A 14,667-nucleotide genomic window follows, 5' to 3' on the forward strand; every position below is an offset into this window, starting at 1 on the left:
GATCAGACTCCATGGCACGGAACGGTAGAGGCCTGAAAAAGACAGTTGCTCCTACGCCTCTGATTGACCTGACCTTTTCCCACTGGCTATAATTGGCAGTTCGCACGACCCGTAACACCTAAAAAGAACTACATAATCAGCAACAGGAAATAACCATGAGCTACGCAGTCATCAAGACCGGTGGCAAGCAGTATCGTGTGATGGCAGGCGAAGTCCTGCGCGTCGAGCTGCTCACCGCTGAAGTCGATTCCACCGTCCAGTTCGACCAGGTCCTCCTGGTGGGCGAAGGCGAGTCGATCACCGTCGGCGCCCCGCTGGTCGCCGGTGCCACCGTCAGCGCGAAGATTCGCGCCCACGGCCGCGCGGATAAGATCCGCATCGTCAAGTTCCGTCGTCGCAAGCACTACAAGCGCACGCAGGGACATCGTCAGCATTACACCGAAATCGAGATCACGGGCATCAACGCCTGATCTGCCGGAGGATATGAGTCATGGCACATAAGAAAGGCGTAGGTTCCAGCCGTAACGGTCGCGATTCGAACCCGAAGTATCTCGGTGTGAAGATCTATGGCGGCCAGGCTGTCGAAGCCGGCAACATCATCGTTCGTCAGCGTGGCACCAAGTTCCACGCTGGCGTGGGCGTCGGCCTCGGCCGCGACCACACCCTGTTCGCGCTGGTCGATGGCACGGTTGCCTTCAAGACCCGCGGCGACAAGGGTCGCAAGTTCGTCGACGTCGTCCAGGCGTAAGCCTTTCCGACGCGATAACGAAGGCCCCGCCCACGGCGGGGCTTTTCGTTTGTAAAGCGGCATCACTTTTTATCCAGGTTCCTATCCATGAAATTCGTCGACGAAGCGCAAATCAGAGTCTCGGCCGGTGACGGCGGCAACGGCTGCGTCAGCTTCCGTCGAGAGAAATTCATCCCCTTCGGTGGACCGGATGGTGGCGACGGCGGCAGCGGCGGCTCGGTCTGGCTGGTGGCGGACGAGGGCCTGAACACGCTGGTCGACTTCCGCCACATGCGCTCGTTCAAGGCCAAGCGCGGCCAGGCCGGCATGGGTAGCCAGATGTACGGCAAGGGCGCCGACGATGTCGAGATCCGCGTGCCCGTCGGCACGGTGATCACCAACGTCGATACCGATGAGGTGATTGGCGACCTCACGGCTCACGGCCAGCGCCTGAAGGTGGCGCAGGGCGGTCGTGGCGGCCTCGGTAACATTCATTTCAAGAGCTCGGTGAACCGCGCGCCGCGCAAGTTCACCCCGGGTACGCCCGGTGAGGTTCGCGACATCAAGATGGAGCTGCGCCTGCTGGCGGATGTCGGCTTGCTGGGCTTTCCCAACGCAGGCAAGAGCACGTTCATCCGTGCCGTGTCGGCGGCCACGCCGCGCGTGGCGGATTACCCGTTTACCACGCTGCATCCGAACCTGGGTGTCGTGCGCATCGGCACCGACCAGAGTTTCGTCGTTGCCGATATCCCCGGCATCATCGAGGGTGCGGCCGAGGGTGCGGGCCTGGGTATCCAGTTCCTGCGCCATGTGTCGCGTACCAGCCTGCTACTGCACGTGGTGGACATCCGGCCCATCGACGGCTCGGACCCGGTGGAGCAGGTGCGTACGATCGAGCACGAGTTGAAGAACTTCGATGCCGAGTTGGTTGAACGTCCGCGCTGGCTGGTCATCAACAAGTCCGACGTCTATTCCGACGAGGACGAGCTGAAGCAGGTTGCCGACGACATCGTTGCCCGACTGGAATGGAAGGAGCCCTGGTTCCTGGTGTCGGCCGCATCGGAGATCGGCACGTGGGATGTCTGCCTGAAGGTGCAGCAGTTCTTCGACACCGAGCGCGAGAAGCACCGCGACCAGAAGGAAGTGTCCAACGACGTGCGTATGCGGGGCGAGTAACGCGGGGTGGCGTAGTGGGGTGGGTGCGGTATTGCCGGGGCGTCGTTTTGCGTCGTGCCGGCCTATCGCGCACATCGTGCGCTCCTACAAAGCGTGACGCACCGCCTACCCGTGTAGGAGCGCACGATGTGCGCGATCCACGATCCACGATCCACGATCCACGATGAGCGCGATCTCCCTGAAAAAACGCACACAAAAAAGCCGGCTTGCGCCGGCTTTTCCGTAAACAGCGATGTCGCGCAGGCTTACGCCAGGTCGCGGATCTTCGCGTTCAGGCGGCTCTTGTGACGAGCGGCCTTATTCTTGTGGATCAGGCCGCGGGCAGCGTAACGATCCATCACCGGCACGGCGATGGCGTACGCGCTGACTGCGCTGGCCTTGTCCTTGGCGTCGATCGCCTTGACGACCTTCTTCAGTGCGGAACGCACCATGGAACGCGCGCTGACGTTGCGCAGACGGCGCTGCTCCGACTGACGCGCACGCTTCTTCGCGGACTTGATGTTGGCCAAGGTGAAGCTCCAGAGTTCGGTTGGTTTTAAGAAAGACGCCCATTTTGAGGCCAAAGCCGGGGCGCGTCAATAGCTTAGGGCCCGCGCGGGCAGGCCCGTCGGGCGATCCGGCGGTGACCGCCCGGAAATTTCCAGAAGGTGGACTGTCCTCCGCCCGGTCGCCGCTGTCAAACTACGCGTTTAGGCAACCCCCGGCACGGATGAAAACCCCCAGTCTCCTTCGCGGCATGCTGTCCTTCAGCGGCATGACCATGATCTCTCGCGTGCTCGGCCTGGTACGCGACATGGCGATCAACGCGTCGTTCGGTGCCAACGCCGCCACGGATGCGTTCTGGGTGGCCTTTCGCATCCCCAACTTCATGCGCCGGCTGTTCGCCGAGGGCTCGTTCTCCACCGCCTTCGTGCCGGTGTTCACCGAGGTCAAGGAAACCCGGCCGCACGCCGACCTGAAGGACCTGATGGCGCGCACCTCCGGCACACTGGGTGGCGTGCTGCTGGTGGTCGTGGCGCTGGGGGTGATCTTCGCGCCGCAGGTCACCGCGCTGTTTTCGCCGGGCGCGGTGGACTCCGCGGGCAAGTTCGACCTCACGGTGGACCTGCTGCGCCTGACCTTCCCCTTCCTGCTGTTCGTCTCGCTCACCGCACTGAGCGGTGGCGCGCTCAACAGCTTCCACCGCTTCGGCCTGCCGGCGCTCACCCCGGTGATCCTCAACCTGTGCATGATCGCCGGCGCCCTGTGGCTCGCGCCGCGTCTGCAGACGCCGATCATGGCGATGGGCTGGGCGATCCTGGTCGCCGGTTTCCTGCAACTGGTGTTCCAGCTGCCCACGCTGAAGCGGCTGGATCTGCTGGCGCTGCCGCGCTGGGGCTGGCGCTCGCCGGAGGTGCGCCGGATCATGACGCTGATGGTGCCGACCCTGTTCGGCTCGTCCGTGGCGCAGATCAACCTGCTGCTGGATACGGTGATCGCTTCGCTGCTGATCGCCGGCTCGCAGAGCTGGCTGTCCCAGGCCGACCGCTTCCTCGAACTGCCGCTGGGCGTGTTCGGGGTTGCGCTGGGCACGGTGATCCTGCCTTCGCTGTCGCGACACCATGTGGCCACCGACAAGGACGGCTTCTCCCGCGCGCTGGACTGGGGCCTGCGCACCACGCTGCTGATCGCGGTGCCGGCCATGTTCGCCCTGATGATCCTGTCGTTTCCCCTGGTGGCGACCATCTTCCAGCACGGCCGTTTCACGGCGTTCGACACGAAGATGGCGTCGATGTCGATTTCCGCGCTGAGCTTCGGCCTGCCGGCGTTCGCCCTGGTCAAGGTGGTGTTGCCGGCCTTCTACGCCCGCAAGGACACCCGCACGCCCGTCCGCGCGGGCGTGGCCTCGCTGGTGGCCAACATGGTGTTCAACGTCGCTTTCCTGGGCCTGCTGTTCTTCCTCTGGGCCACCCCGGCGCAGAAAGCGGGCTCCTGGATGGCGGCGCTGGCGACCATTCCGGGGCTGCACATGGCATTGGGCATGGCCAGCGCCCTGGCCAGCTACATCAACCTGCTGTTGCTGTGGCGCTGGCTGGGCAAAGCCGGTGTGTATACGCGGCAGCCCGGATGGGGCCGGCACCTGGTCCGCCTGGCGGTGGCCTGCGCCGCGATGATCGTGGTACTGCTGGCCGGCCTGCACGTCTGGCCGGAGTGGAGCGACGTGGAAAAGTGGGAGCGCGTCGGCCACCTCGCCATCCTGGTCGCCGCCGGTGGGGGTGCCTACGTCACGGCGTTGTTCGCCCTCGGATTCCGCCTGCGCGACCTCCGCGCGCGCTGACGGGCCCGGCTACCGTTGCCGCGTCGCATTGTGCGGCGCAATGGGGCCGCTATACTGGCCCGATGGCTTTTATTCCGCATCGATTCCAGGGCGACCACGCATGACGTTGCAACTGCACCGCGACGTCGACGGCCCGTGCCTCGCCCCCCAGGGCAGCGTCGTGGCGATCGGCGCCTTCGACGGGCTCCACCTGGGCCACCAGGCCATCCTTGCCGAAGTGCGCCAGCGTGCCGAAGCCCAGGACCTGGTTCCTGCGGTCATCACCTTCGAGCCGCTGCCCCGCGCTTTCTTCTCGAAGGACCCGGTGCCGCGCCTGTCGGGCATGCGCGAGAAGGCGGAAGGCATGACGGCGGCCGGCATCGATCAATTGCTATCCCTGCGCTTCGACGAAGCCCTGACGCAGATGTCCGCCGAGGACTTCGTCCGTCGCGTCATCGTCGGGCGTCTGGCCGCCCGTGAGGTGTGGGTGGGCGAGGACTTCCGTTTCGGCCATCGTCGCGGTGGGGATTTCGCCCTGCTGCAGTCGATGGGCGCCGAGCTGGGCTTCACGGCCCATGCCGTGGCGCCGGTGCTTGTGGATGGCGAGCGCGTGTCGTCCACGCGGGTGCGCCAGTTGCTGGGCGAAAGCCGTTTCGCCGATGCCGCCACCCTGCTGGGCCGCCCGTTCGTCATCGACGGACACGTGGAGTACGGCAAGCAGCTGGGCCGCACCCTGGGCTATCCCACCGCCAACGTGCACCTGCCGGAGCGGGTCAGTCCCGTGCGCGGCATCTTCGCGGTGCGCATCGGTGTGGGCGAGGGCCCGTGCAGCTGGCCCGGCGTGGCCAGCCTGGGTGTCCGGCCCACCGTGAACGAAGTGGCCGAGCCCCTGCTGGAAGCCCACCTGTTCGACTTCTCCGGCGACCTCTACGGCATGCGCATCGCCGTGGAATTCGTCCGGAAACTGCGTGACGAAGAAAAATTCGACGGCCTTGACGCCCTGACCGCGCAGATGCGCCAGGACGAGATCGCCGCCCGGCAGGCCCTTGGCATGAACCCCATACTTGTCGATGCATGACGGAACGCGCGCACCGCGCGTCCGCCCCGAAACCCACGGTTGCCAGCGATGACCCAGGATTACAAGAACACCATCAACCTGCCGCAGACGGCTTTCCCGATGCGCGGCGACCTGCCCAAGCGTGAGCCGGGCTGGCTGGCCACGTGGGAGCGCGTGGGCCGCTACGCGCAGATCCAGGCCAAGGCCGCCGGTCGCGACAAGGTGTTCGTGCTGCACGACGGCCCGCCGTACGCCAACGGCGCCATCCACCTGGGCCACGCGGTCAACAAGGTGCTGAAGGACGTCGTGGTCAAGTCCAGGCTGATGGCCGGCTACCGCGCGCCTTACGTGCCCGGCTGGGATTGCCACGGCCTGCCGATCGAGATCGCGATCGAGAAGAAGTTCGGCAAGGCGGGCGACAAGCTCAATGCCGCTGAATTCCGGCAGAAGTGCCGCGAGTACGCGATGGCGCAGATCGACCTGCAGCGCGCCGACTTCAAGCGCCTGGGCGTGCTGGGCGACTGGGAAAAGCCGTACCGCACGCTCGATTTCACCTACGAGGCCGACATGATTCGCGCGCTGGCGCGCATCGTCGACAACGGCCACGTGGTCCGCGGCGCCAAGCCGGTGTACTGGTGTTTCGACTGCGGCTCGGCGCTGGCCGAGGCCGAGATCGAGTATGCCGAGCGCACCTCGCCGGCGGTGGACGTGGCCTACGACGCCGTGTACCCGAAGGACCTCGGTGCCGAGTTCGGCGTGGATGTGGGCGATGCCATCGTCGCCGTGCCCATCTGGACCACCACGCCGTGGACGCTGCCGTCCAGCCAGGCGGTGTCGCTGGGTGGCGAGATCGACTACGCCCTCGTCGAGGGCCCGTCGCGCGACGGCAAGCGGGTGCTGCTGGTGATCGCCTCGGCCCTCGTGGAGAAGGCGCTGGCCCGTTACGGCGTGGAAACCACCGGCGGTGTGCTCGGCCGCGTGCAGGGCGCCGTGCTGGAAAACAAGCCGCTGCGCCATCCGTTCTACGACCGGCAGGTGCCGCTGATCCTCGGCGACCACGTGTCGGACGAAGACGGCACCGGTGCCGTGCACACCTCGCCGGACCACGGCGCGGAAGACTTCGCGGTCGGGCAGCACTACGGCATCGGCACGCTCAACTATGTCGACGGCCGCGGCGTCTATCGTTCGGACCTGCCGCTTGCGGGCGATGTCTCACTGGCCGGCACGCACATCTGGAAGGCCAACGACCAACTGGTCGACCTGCTGCGTGGTCGTGGCGTGCTGCTGGCCTTCGCCAAGCTCACCCACAGCTACCCGCATTGCTGGCGTCACAAGACCCCGGTGATCTACCGCGCCACGCCGCAGTGGTTCATCGGTATGGAGACCGCCGGCCTGCGCCGCACCGCGCTCGATGCGATCGGCTCCGTGCGCTGGGTGCCGGGCTGGGGTGAAGAGCGCATCGGCGGCATGGTGGAAGGTCGCCCGGACTGGTGCATCTCGCGCCAGCGCACCTGGGGCGTGCCGATCACCCTGTTCATCGACAAGAACACGCACGAGCCGCATCCGGACTCCGTCGCCCTGATGGAGAAAGTGGCGCAGAAGGTGGCCCAGGAGGGCATCGACTGCTGGTTCACGCTGGACCCGCGCGAGCTGATCGGCGACGACGCCGACACCTACGAGAAAGTCACCGACGTCCTGGACGTGTGGTTCGATTCGGGCACCAGCCACTTCGCCGTGGTCGGTGCGCGCCCGGAGCTGCAGGCCGGCAACGCCAGCGAATACAAGGTGATGTATCTCGAGGGCTCGGACCAGCATCGCGGGTGGTTCCAGTCCTCGCTGCTTACCTCGGCCGCCATCCACGGCCGCGCGCCGTACGACCACGTGCTGACCCACGGGTTCACGGTGGACGCGCAGGGCCGCAAGATGTCCAAGTCGCTGGGCAACGGCATCGAGCCGCAGGACATCATGAAGACCCTCGGCGCGGACATCCTGCGCCTGTGGATCTGCTCGACCGATTACCGTAACGAGATGTCACTGTCGGACGAGATCCTCAAGCGCGTGGCCGATACCTACCGGCGCATCCGCAACACGGTGCGCTTCCTGCTCGGCAACCTGGACGGCTTCGATCCGGACAAGCACCTGCTCGCCACGGACGCCTGCCTCGACCTGGACCGCTGGGCCGTGCAGCAGGCCGCCGACACGCAGGCTGCGATCGTCGCGGCCTACGAGCGCTACGACTTCCCGGAGATCGTGCAGCGTGTGCAGAACTTCTGCACCAACGAACTGGGCGCGCTGTACCTGGATATCACCAAGGACCGGCTCTACACGATGCCGACCGACAGCCGTGGCCGCCGCAGCGCGCAGAGCGCCATGTACCGCATCGCCGAGGCCATGCTGCGCTGGCTGACGCCGATCGTCACCTTCACGGCCGAAGAGGCCTGGGCTCAGCTGCCGGGCACGCGCGAGGAATCGCCGCTGTTCGAGACGTGGTACGAGGGCCTGGACGCGCGCCAGGATGCCGAGACGCGCGGCTGGTGGAGCCACCTGCTGGCCATCCGCGAGACGGCGTCCCGCGTGCTCGAGGGCATGCGCAAGGTTGGCCAGATCGGTGCCTCGCTGGATGCCACGCTGACGATCCACGCCGACAAGGCCACCCAGGTCGCGCTGGCGGCGTCGGCGAGCGAATTGCGCTTCTTCTTCATCACCTCGGACGTGGCGCTGGCGGACCTGGAAAGTCGCCCGGCCTCGGCGGAGCGGGTAGAGCTGGACGGCGCGGAGGTCTACGTGTCCGCCGCTGTCAGCGATGCAGCCAAGTGCATCCGCTGCTGGCACCACCGCCCCGATGTCGGGGTCGATCCGGCGCACCCGGAGATCTGCGGTCGCTGCGTGGACAACGTGACGGGGCAGGGCGAGGATCGCCGCTGGTTCTGAGGGCGTCCTTGCCCCGCACGCACCACCCGCGTCGCCGTGCCGGCGGCGCGGACCGCTTCGCCTTCGCTGACTGGCCTTACGCATGACCGCACGCCCCCAACCCAATGCCCTGTCCTGGCTGTGGCTCGCCGCGGCGATGATCGTGCTCGACCAGCTCACCAAGTGGTGGGCGCTGGCCGCCCTGCAGCCGGCCGAGACGCCGCACCCGGTGATACCCGGCATCCTCAACTGGACGCTGACCTTCAACACCGGCGCGGCCTTCAGCTTCCTGGCCGATAGCGCGGGCTGGCAGCGCTGGTTCTTCGTGCTGCTGGCCGCCGTCATCAGCGTGACACTGACGGTCTGGCTGGCGCGTACGCCGCGACGCGACTGGCGGACGGCGCTGCCGCTGGCGCTGATCGTCGGCGGTGCGCTGGGCAACGTGATCGACCGCGTGCATGCGGCCAAGGTCACCGATTTCATCCAGGTGTTCCTGGGCAGCTACCCGTTCCCGGTGTTCAACGTGGCCGATTCCGCCATCAGCGTCGGCGCCGTGGCCCTGATCGTGTTCAGCCTGTTCAGCGGCCCCGATAAGCCGACCGTGCGATAATCGCGGTGTCCGGCCGCCCGGCGGCCATCGCTCCTACCGAGGTCCCCTTGGACATCCTGCTCGCCAATCCCCGTGGTTTCTGCGCCGGCGTCGACCGCGCCATCGCGATCGTGGAGCGCGCCCTGGAGTCGTACGGCGCCCCGATCTACGTCCGTCATGAAGTGGTCCACAACCGCTTCGTCGTCGAGCGCCTGCGCGCCGATGGCGCCGTGTTCGTCGAGGAACTGGACGACGTACCCGACGGCTCCACCGTGATCTTCAGCGCCCACGGCGTGCCCAAGGCCGTCCGCGAGGAAGCCGACCGCCGCGGCCTCAACGTGTTCGACGCCACCTGCCCGCTGGTCACCAAGGTGCACATGGAAGTGGCGCGCCTGGGCCGCGCCGGCCACGACGTCATTCTCATCGGCCATGCCGGGCATCCCGAGGTGCAGGGCACGATGGGTCAGTGGAACCGGGCCAACGAGGGCCGCATCTACCTGGTCGAGTCCGTGGAAGATGTCGCCGAGCTGACGCCGTCGCAGCCCGACAAGCTGGCCTTCGTCACCCAGACCACGTTGTCCGTGGACGACACCATCGCCATCATCGCGGCGCTCCGGGCGCGTTTCGCCGCCATCGAGGGGCCGCGCAAGGACGACATCTGCTACGCCACCCAGAACCGGCAGGACGCCGTGCGCCGCTTGGCCGACGCCGTGGACCTGGTGCTGGTGGTGGGCTCGATCAACAGCTCCAACTCCAACCGCCTGAAGGAGCTGGCCGAGAAGCAGGGCGTTACCGCCTATCTGATCGACGGCGCCGAGTACATCCAGCGCGAATGGCTGGAGGGTCGCACCCGTATCGGTGTCACCGCGGGCGCCTCCGCACCGGAGAAACTGGTCCAGGAAGTGATCGCCCGGCTGCAGTCGTGGGGCGCGGGCACCGTCCGCGAACTGGACGGCGAGGCCGAGAACATCACCTTCGCGCTGCCGAAGGAACTCCGCCTGGCCGGTTGAGGACTTGCACCGGAGGCCAAGCTTCCCTAGAATTCCGCTTCTCGCCGGAATAGCTCAGTTGGTAGAGCGCGTCATTCGTAATGATGAGGTCGTAGGTTCGATTCCTATTTCCGGCACCAAGTATCTATCCAGGGCCGTCCACAAGACTCCATGGAATGCATCTGAACCCGCCTCACAGCGGGTTTTTTTGTGCCCAGCCTTCGGTCACCCATGGCATGGTCTATCACCCCATGTCGAAGGCCATGACATCGCAGAAGAACAACCGTCCGGAACGGTTCGAGGCCATTCGCCCCGCCATCTGAATCCCTTCGCAGGTGCGTGGATCGCTCATCCAGCCCTTGGGCTTTAAAGCACGTGCTCGCCCGAGGTACACCGCTTGTGCCTGCCGAGTGGATACGTCATCAGCCTCCGGCTGATCTATCAGGGCTTCAAGGTTGGCACGGCGGCAGTTTGTATGGGCATATCGCTAGATACGGCGGTCCCCATTTTTGGATGCATGACTTGGGGAGGGCTCGACTCGTTCGATCCGAGGCGCATCCGACGAGCGTGGTCGCCTTCGCCACGTTGTGCCCCGGCTCGGCAAAAAGTGGCCCTTTTTCGGCAAGGCCTGAATAAGTTAGTTTTGAAATCAAAGGCTTGGATTTGGCACGCGTGATGCTTCCCGATATTTAGTGAGTTCCTAAGGGGGAGGGCACATGCTCCGGCAACAATTTCAGCAACGAATAAACGCCGGCAGGGCGTTCGACGATGCGCTCCAGATATCCGATGGCGCTGCCGACGACGTATGGGTGACTCTGTTTGGCCGTCTATCGCCGGTGGGGCGTCATCACGCGGTATCGCGGAGAGCCTTTGAGCTCTTCCTTGCTCTTAAATCCGAAGACGTTAGCCAAGCCAGGGCCCACTCGTTCGCGTTGCGCGAGATGGCAGCAGATCGAGGGTTTGGTGAAACGCGCGAAGCGATAGAGGGGCTGCAAGCTGCATTGCTACGGAGCGAACGTTGCGACGCTGCGTCCGTTCAGCGCGCATGCTCATACGCGGTCCGCATCATGGTACGGGACGGCTTGATCAGCTACGTATCTACGTCGAAAAACTCATAGAAACTCGGGTTTTCGACCGCCCCGCTTAATTCGCAATACTCAACCATCGAGCATCGCCGTGGACACTAAAGACAACGAAATGGGTTACACGATTGACAGGCGCATCCGGCTTGACGACCCGAACGATGTTCAGCTGTGGTCTCTTGTCCTTGGCGTCGTTCCGCAGGCGTTACTCGATGCGACCCACCAAGTGGGCAACGATGCGGAGGATGTGAAGGCATTCCTGGACAGCTGGCCACAGGTGCACTCGGCGTAGGCTGGCCCTTACGTACGGTCGTGCCCGATGGCGTTCAGGGCTTCGGTCACGCGGAGTGTCCGGTGGCAAAGACTGCCCGGGCGACGTCCTGCTGACCAGCAGCATCAGTCTTGTTTACGACTGGCTGGGCACGGAACCGCGCCCCCGTAGTATTCGCCGGTAAAGATGGCGTCGCCCATAGAGGCAGAGTAAGGAACTCCGGAACCATGGCCCCCGATATTAACTACACGCTACCGGCGGTCTCTATGACTAGGATGCGCGCCTCGCCGATCGGGTGAGCTACATGCTCTGTACCAACCGACGCATAGAACACGTCGCCTGTTTCGAGGGTGACTGACTTTTCTAACCCGTGCTCCCGATAGAGCATCCGGACGCGACCATCCAGCACGGCGAAGACTTCTTCACCATCGTTGACGTGCCATTTATAGGGCTGATCCGCCCAGTGAAGCCTGGTAGTGATGCCTCGCATATTGGCGATATCCAGGGCTCCCCAGGCTTTCGACGCTACAAAGTCTTTGCTGCGAATAATTTTCACGATGAATACTCTCGGAGTGCGGTCCATCAGGTGGTCCTGCGCGCAGGTCCATGATAGCCACGCCGAGTATGCGATGTGAGTTATCGCCGCCGGCAACGCCCACTCAAGCCGCCATTCGCACATCGCACGCCAGATACCGCAAGCCGATCGACAGCGCCATGTCATACCCGGCCATCGTGTCGCCCGGCACCACCACGCTCACCAGCGACGGATGCGACGGCACCAGTGCCGACGCGTCGGAGGCGTCGCTGTCGTCGTGCATCTCGATGTAGGGCACATGCAACGCCGCCAGCGCATCGCGTAGCGGCCCTACGTCACAGGCGGGCACCTCGTCGGCATCGACATCCAGCAGCACCAGCTGCGCGTGGTCGGCGGGCGAGTGATCCAGTTGCATCACCACGTCGTGGAAGTCACTGCACGGACGCCAGAGGAGGTCCGTGCCGGCGGCCTGCGCGCGGTCCCACAGGCGACACATGGCCTCGTCGGCCAAAGTGGCGTGTGCCGCGCCGTGGCGCGGGCCCGTGATCACGACGATCGACATTGCCGGTGACTCCATGAAAGGGAGTCCAGTATCCGGCGGCGATGCGTAAAAACGCTGCGCTACCCGGGCGCTTTCCGGGTAACGCTGTCGTAAAAGATGCCGTCAGGGCGCGTGCCTGGCCATCTGGTCGTTGAACTGCTGGAAGAACGCCTCGAAGTTGCCGCTGGCTTCGGCGAAGCGCAACGGCTTGACCCGCTCGACCAGGATCTCGTGGGCATCCGGCTGCGATTCGATCAGCCCCATCACTTCCGTGATGAACACGTCCAATGGCATGGCATTCGGGTCGCTCTTCTGGCGTTCGCCCATCAGCTCGGTCTGCACGTAAGGGGGCACCAGCTCCATCACCTGCACGTTGCTGTTCCGGAGCTGGTAGCGCAGCGAGTTCGAGTACGAGTGGATCGCCGCCTTGGTGGCGCAGTAGGTCGGCGTGAGCGAGAGCGGGGTGAATGCCAGGCCGGAGGACACCGTCATCACCGTTGCCTTCGGCTGCGCCAGCAAATGGCCGATCAGCGCGGCGTTGAGGCGGATGGGGCCCAGCAGGTTGGTGGCGATAGTGGCCTCGGCGGCATCCGTGGCGCCGTCCTTTATGTCCTCGGGCCGCATGATGCCGGCGTTGTGGATCACCACGTTGAGCGCGGGATGCTCACGGGTAAGCCGTTCCGCGAACTGACCAATGGAAGAGGGGGCCTCGATGTCGAGCAAGGCGGAGGCCATGCCGGGGTTGGCGGCGGTGGTCTCGTCCAGCGCGGCCTGACGACGCCCCGCGATCACGACCTGGTTACCGCGTGCATGGAAAGCCTCGGCCAGGGCGCGACCGATGCCGGAACCGCCGCCCGTGATGAGAATGGTATTGCCCTTGATGTCCATGGGTCGCCTCGTAGTGAATAGGTAAGGCCAAGGCTAGAACCATCACTCTCCCGTGGAAAGTAGGCTCCGGAATGTTCCATACTTACCGAACGGTAACCAAGGGTCCGCTCCATGTCGTCTCCATCACCGCGCAAGCCCCACTACGACGAGCCCTGTCGCGCCCTGGGCGAGCAGCGTACCGACGCCGCGCTGGATGCGCTGGTGCGCGACATCATCGGGCGCATCGCCGATCAGTGGACGATGCTTTGCCTTGAGGTATTGGCGGACCACGGTCGCTTGCGTTTCGGCCGCCTGGCCCAGCTCATCGGTGACGTCAGCCAGAAGATGCTGACCAAGACGCTGCGCCAGATGGAGGCCGATGGGCTGGTCACCCGCACTGTGTATCCCGTGGTTCCGCCGCGTGTGGAATACGAGCTGACGCCGATCGGACTGAGCCTGGGCGCGGCATTCTGCGGGGTGTGGCTGTGGGCGGAAGAGCACCACGATGCCATCGTCGCGTCACGTGCTGCCTTCAAGGCGCGGCAGGCGGACGACTGACGACCCTGCTCAGTCCCGCAGCAGGCCGAGCAGGTCGTTGGCTTCGCCTTCGGAGACGTGATCCGCCTCGACGTGAAACATCACGGAGCCGCCGGTGCTCAAGTTGCAGAGGTGCTCGACCTCGTCACGGCGGAACTGGCCACTGAGGATATCGCCGATGGTGCACGAACCTTCCTCGACGGCCCCTACGGCGAACCCGTCTTCGATTTCCACCAGGGCCATCTTCAACTCGGGGTGGTACCACATCACTACGCCTCGCACACCGCCTCCCGGCGAGCCCTCGGAAGCCTCGGACAGGCAGTCGGGTCGCTCGGTTACCTTTCTATCGGTGGAGGCGTCGGACTCTTGCGCCGAATCGGCAGCCGGAACGGCAGATCCTTCAACCACCTGCGGTGGTCCAACGCATCAGGCGGCCGACAGGCGGGCGAGCACGGCCGGGCTGGGCGGCGCGAGATGGCCCAGGGCGGCGGGCGGCAGGAAACGCCAGTCAGTGAGGCGGCGCGGCAGGCGAACATCGCGGCACATGTCGCGCAAGCCGATCATGGCAGCCTCGGCCGTCTCGAACCGGCCCAGCTCAACGGCGTCGCGCAGGGCGCGCCAGCGATGACCGTGGCGGACGATGCGAAAAATGGCGTTGGCGGCTGTGAAAACATATTGCGCTAGCACTGGGGCACTCCTACTTAACCCCGCTATTGTCTCCGCCGATCCGTGACCGCTTCGTTATCCCAACGCTACGGCACGATGTCGGCGGGTGGCGTTACGACGTTGCGGCCCCGGCTTACTCAGGGGGCCTTGGCGGGCACGAAAGGCGATACCGGATCGCTGCCGTCCATGCTTTCTTCCAGCGCATGGTCGAGGTTCTCGCTGGCCTTGTCCTTGCGGGACTGCTTCTCGGCCTCGGTCTCGGGGTGCGTGGGCTGGCCGTGGTCGGGGTGGGTGACGTCCTGGCGGTCGTGGGTCATGGCGAATTTCCTCAATGGGGTTCGGCGTTATGTGAGGCCACATGGCGTGAACTCGCCGTACCCGGTGCGTCGCCGGTCCATGACGGGAACGGTCCAAGCCGCTTGTC

General features: G+C 65.2%; 17 protein-coding genes and 1 tRNA gene. 11 read left to right on the forward strand and 7 right to left on the reverse strand.

What is annotated here, in order from left to right; translation table 11 throughout:
- Window positions 1–155 precede the first annotated feature (155 nt).
- The 3 genes from rplU (at window position 156) to cgtA (ending at window position 1,903) form a co-directional block, all read left to right on the forward strand.
- Entirely contained in the window at window positions 156–470 is a 315-nt protein-coding gene (rplU, locus tag QRN34_RS06470; protein ID WP_036143179.1) for a 50S ribosomal protein L21, read from the forward strand.
- 20 nt (window positions 471–490) lie between these two features.
- On the forward strand, window positions 491–748 hold the full coding sequence (gene rpmA / locus QRN34_RS06475; RefSeq protein ID WP_036111438.1) for a 50S ribosomal protein L27: 258 nt from the start codon (window positions 491–493) through the stop codon (window positions 746–748).
- 87 nt (window positions 749–835) lie between these two features.
- A complete protein-coding gene (gene cgtA / locus QRN34_RS06480; protein WP_285403101.1) occupies window positions 836–1,903 on the forward strand; it encodes an Obg family GTPase CgtA in 1,068 nt (355 codons plus the stop codon).
- A gap of 245 nt (window positions 1,904–2,148) precedes the next feature.
- On the opposite strand, the gene rpsT is transcribed toward cgtA, so the two are convergent.
- Window positions 2,149–2,412 (reverse strand): 30S ribosomal protein S20, encoded by a 264-nt coding sequence (rpsT, locus tag QRN34_RS06485; protein ID WP_036143173.1) that lies wholly within the window; start codon window positions 2,410–2,412, stop codon window positions 2,149–2,151.
- 200 nt (window positions 2,413–2,612) lie between these two features.
- Here rpsT and murJ point away from each other — a divergent pair, with 200 nt between their 5' ends.
- From murJ to QRN34_RS06520, 7 genes are all read left to right on the forward strand, one after another.
- Window positions 2,613–4,220, forward strand: a complete 1,608-nt coding sequence (gene murJ / locus QRN34_RS06490; RefSeq protein ID WP_285403104.1) for a murein biosynthesis integral membrane protein MurJ — start codon at window positions 2,613–2,615, stop codon at window positions 4,218–4,220.
- Between the two features lie 100 nt (window positions 4,221–4,320).
- The gene (locus QRN34_RS06495) at window positions 4,321–5,277 is read left to right on the forward strand and encodes a bifunctional riboflavin kinase/FAD synthetase (protein ID WP_285403106.1); all 957 of its coding nucleotides are present in this window, start codon (window positions 4,321–4,323) and stop codon (window positions 5,275–5,277) included.
- A 48-nt stretch (window positions 5,278–5,325) separates the two neighbouring features.
- Window positions 5,326–8,187, forward strand: a complete 2,862-nt coding sequence (ileS, locus tag QRN34_RS06500; RefSeq protein ID WP_285403108.1) for an isoleucine--tRNA ligase — start codon at window positions 5,326–5,328, stop codon at window positions 8,185–8,187.
- An 82-nt stretch (window positions 8,188–8,269) separates the two neighbouring features.
- Window positions 8,270–8,776 carry a signal peptidase II gene (lspA, locus tag QRN34_RS06505; protein WP_036143164.1) on the forward strand — a complete coding sequence of 169 codons (507 nt, stop codon included), beginning with the start codon at window positions 8,270–8,272 and terminating at the stop codon, window positions 8,774–8,776.
- Window positions 8,777–8,823: 47 nt separating this feature from the next.
- Entirely contained in the window at window positions 8,824–9,765 is a 942-nt protein-coding gene (ispH, locus tag QRN34_RS06510; protein WP_285403110.1) for a 4-hydroxy-3-methylbut-2-enyl diphosphate reductase, read from the forward strand.
- 43 nt (window positions 9,766–9,808) lie between these two features.
- Window positions 9,809–9,884, forward strand: a tRNA-Thr gene (locus QRN34_RS06515).
- A 1,036-nt stretch (window positions 9,885–10,920) separates the two neighbouring features.
- Window positions 10,921–11,118 (forward strand): DUF3606 domain-containing protein, encoded by a 198-nt coding sequence (locus QRN34_RS06520; RefSeq protein ID WP_285403113.1) that lies wholly within the window; start codon window positions 10,921–10,923, stop codon window positions 11,116–11,118.
- A gap of 223 nt (window positions 11,119–11,341) precedes the next feature.
- Here QRN34_RS06520 and QRN34_RS06525 read toward each other — a convergent pair whose 3' ends face one another.
- The 3 genes from QRN34_RS06525 to QRN34_RS06535 form a co-directional block, all read right to left on the reverse strand.
- On the reverse strand, window positions 11,342–11,680 hold the full coding sequence (locus QRN34_RS06525) for a cupin domain-containing protein (protein WP_285403115.1): 339 nt from the start codon (window positions 11,678–11,680) through the stop codon (window positions 11,342–11,344).
- Between the two features lie 76 nt (window positions 11,681–11,756).
- Entirely contained in the window at window positions 11,757–12,194 is a 438-nt protein-coding gene (locus tag QRN34_RS06530) for a hypothetical protein (protein WP_285403117.1), read from the reverse strand.
- A 102-nt stretch (window positions 12,195–12,296) separates the two neighbouring features.
- Window positions 12,297–13,061 carry an SDR family oxidoreductase gene (locus QRN34_RS06535; protein ID WP_285403119.1) on the reverse strand — a complete coding sequence of 255 codons (765 nt, stop codon included), beginning with the start codon at window positions 13,059–13,061 and terminating at the stop codon, window positions 12,297–12,299.
- Window positions 13,062–13,172: 111 nt separating this feature from the next.
- Between QRN34_RS06535 and QRN34_RS06540 the strand changes: the two genes are divergently transcribed.
- Window positions 13,173–13,598, forward strand: a complete 426-nt coding sequence (locus QRN34_RS06540; RefSeq protein ID WP_285403121.1) for a helix-turn-helix domain-containing protein — start codon at window positions 13,173–13,175, stop codon at window positions 13,596–13,598.
- 9 nt (window positions 13,599–13,607) lie between these two features.
- On the opposite strand, the gene QRN34_RS06545 is transcribed toward QRN34_RS06540, so the two are convergent.
- The 3 genes from QRN34_RS06545 to QRN34_RS06555 form a co-directional block, all read right to left on the reverse strand.
- On the reverse strand, window positions 13,608–13,844 hold the full coding sequence (locus QRN34_RS06545) for a hypothetical protein (RefSeq protein WP_285403123.1): 237 nt from the start codon (window positions 13,842–13,844) through the stop codon (window positions 13,608–13,610).
- A gap of 159 nt (window positions 13,845–14,003) precedes the next feature.
- Window positions 14,004–14,264, reverse strand: coding sequence for a hypothetical protein (locus tag QRN34_RS06550; RefSeq protein WP_285403125.1), 261 nt, complete (start codon window positions 14,262–14,264; stop codon window positions 14,004–14,006).
- A gap of 116 nt (window positions 14,265–14,380) precedes the next feature.
- Complete coding sequence (locus QRN34_RS06555) at window positions 14,381–14,560, reverse strand: hypothetical protein (protein ID WP_285403127.1); 180 nt, start codon at window positions 14,558–14,560, stop codon at window positions 14,381–14,383.
- Window positions 14,561–14,667: the final 107 nt, after the last annotated feature.

Source organism: Luteibacter sp. ME-Dv--P-043b, assembly GCF_030209605.1.
Classification (GTDB): domain Bacteria; phylum Pseudomonadota; class Gammaproteobacteria; order Xanthomonadales; family Rhodanobacteraceae; genus Luteibacter.

Coding starts and splice junctions, on each gene's coding strand:
- rplU (WP_036143179.1), top strand. CDS start 156: ATGAGCTACGCAGTCATCAAGACCGGTGGCAAGCAGTATCGTGTGATG.
- rpmA (WP_036111438.1), top strand. CDS start 491: ATGGCACATAAGAAAGGCGTAGGTTCCAGCCGTAACGGTCGCGATTCG.
- cgtA (WP_285403101.1), top strand. CDS start 836: ATGAAATTCGTCGACGAAGCGCAAATCAGAGTCTCGGCCGGTGACGGC.
- murJ (WP_285403104.1), top strand. CDS start 2,613: ATGAAAACCCCCAGTCTCCTTCGCGGCATGCTGTCCTTCAGCGGCATG.
- QRN34_RS06495 (WP_285403106.1), top strand. CDS start 4,321: ATGACGTTGCAACTGCACCGCGACGTCGACGGCCCGTGCCTCGCCCCC.
- ileS (WP_285403108.1), top strand. CDS start 5,326: ATGACCCAGGATTACAAGAACACCATCAACCTGCCGCAGACGGCTTTC.
- lspA (WP_036143164.1), top strand. CDS start 8,270: ATGACCGCACGCCCCCAACCCAATGCCCTGTCCTGGCTGTGGCTCGCC.
- QRN34_RS06525 (WP_285403115.1), bottom strand. CDS start 11,680: ATGGACCGCACTCCGAGAGTATTCATCGTGAAAATTATTCGCAGCAAA.
- QRN34_RS06530 (WP_285403117.1), bottom strand. CDS start 12,194: ATGTCGATCGTCGTGATCACGGGCCCGCGCCACGGCGCGGCACACGCC.
- QRN34_RS06535 (WP_285403119.1), bottom strand. CDS start 13,061: ATGGACATCAAGGGCAATACCATTCTCATCACGGGCGGCGGTTCCGGC.
- QRN34_RS06540 (WP_285403121.1), top strand. CDS start 13,173: ATGTCGTCTCCATCACCGCGCAAGCCCCACTACGACGAGCCCTGTCGC.
- QRN34_RS06545 (WP_285403123.1), bottom strand. CDS start 13,844: ATGTGGTACCACCCCGAGTTGAAGATGGCCCTGGTGGAAATCGAAGAC.
- QRN34_RS06555 (WP_285403127.1), bottom strand. CDS start 14,560: ATGACCCACGACCGCCAGGACGTCACCCACCCCGACCACGGCCAGCCC.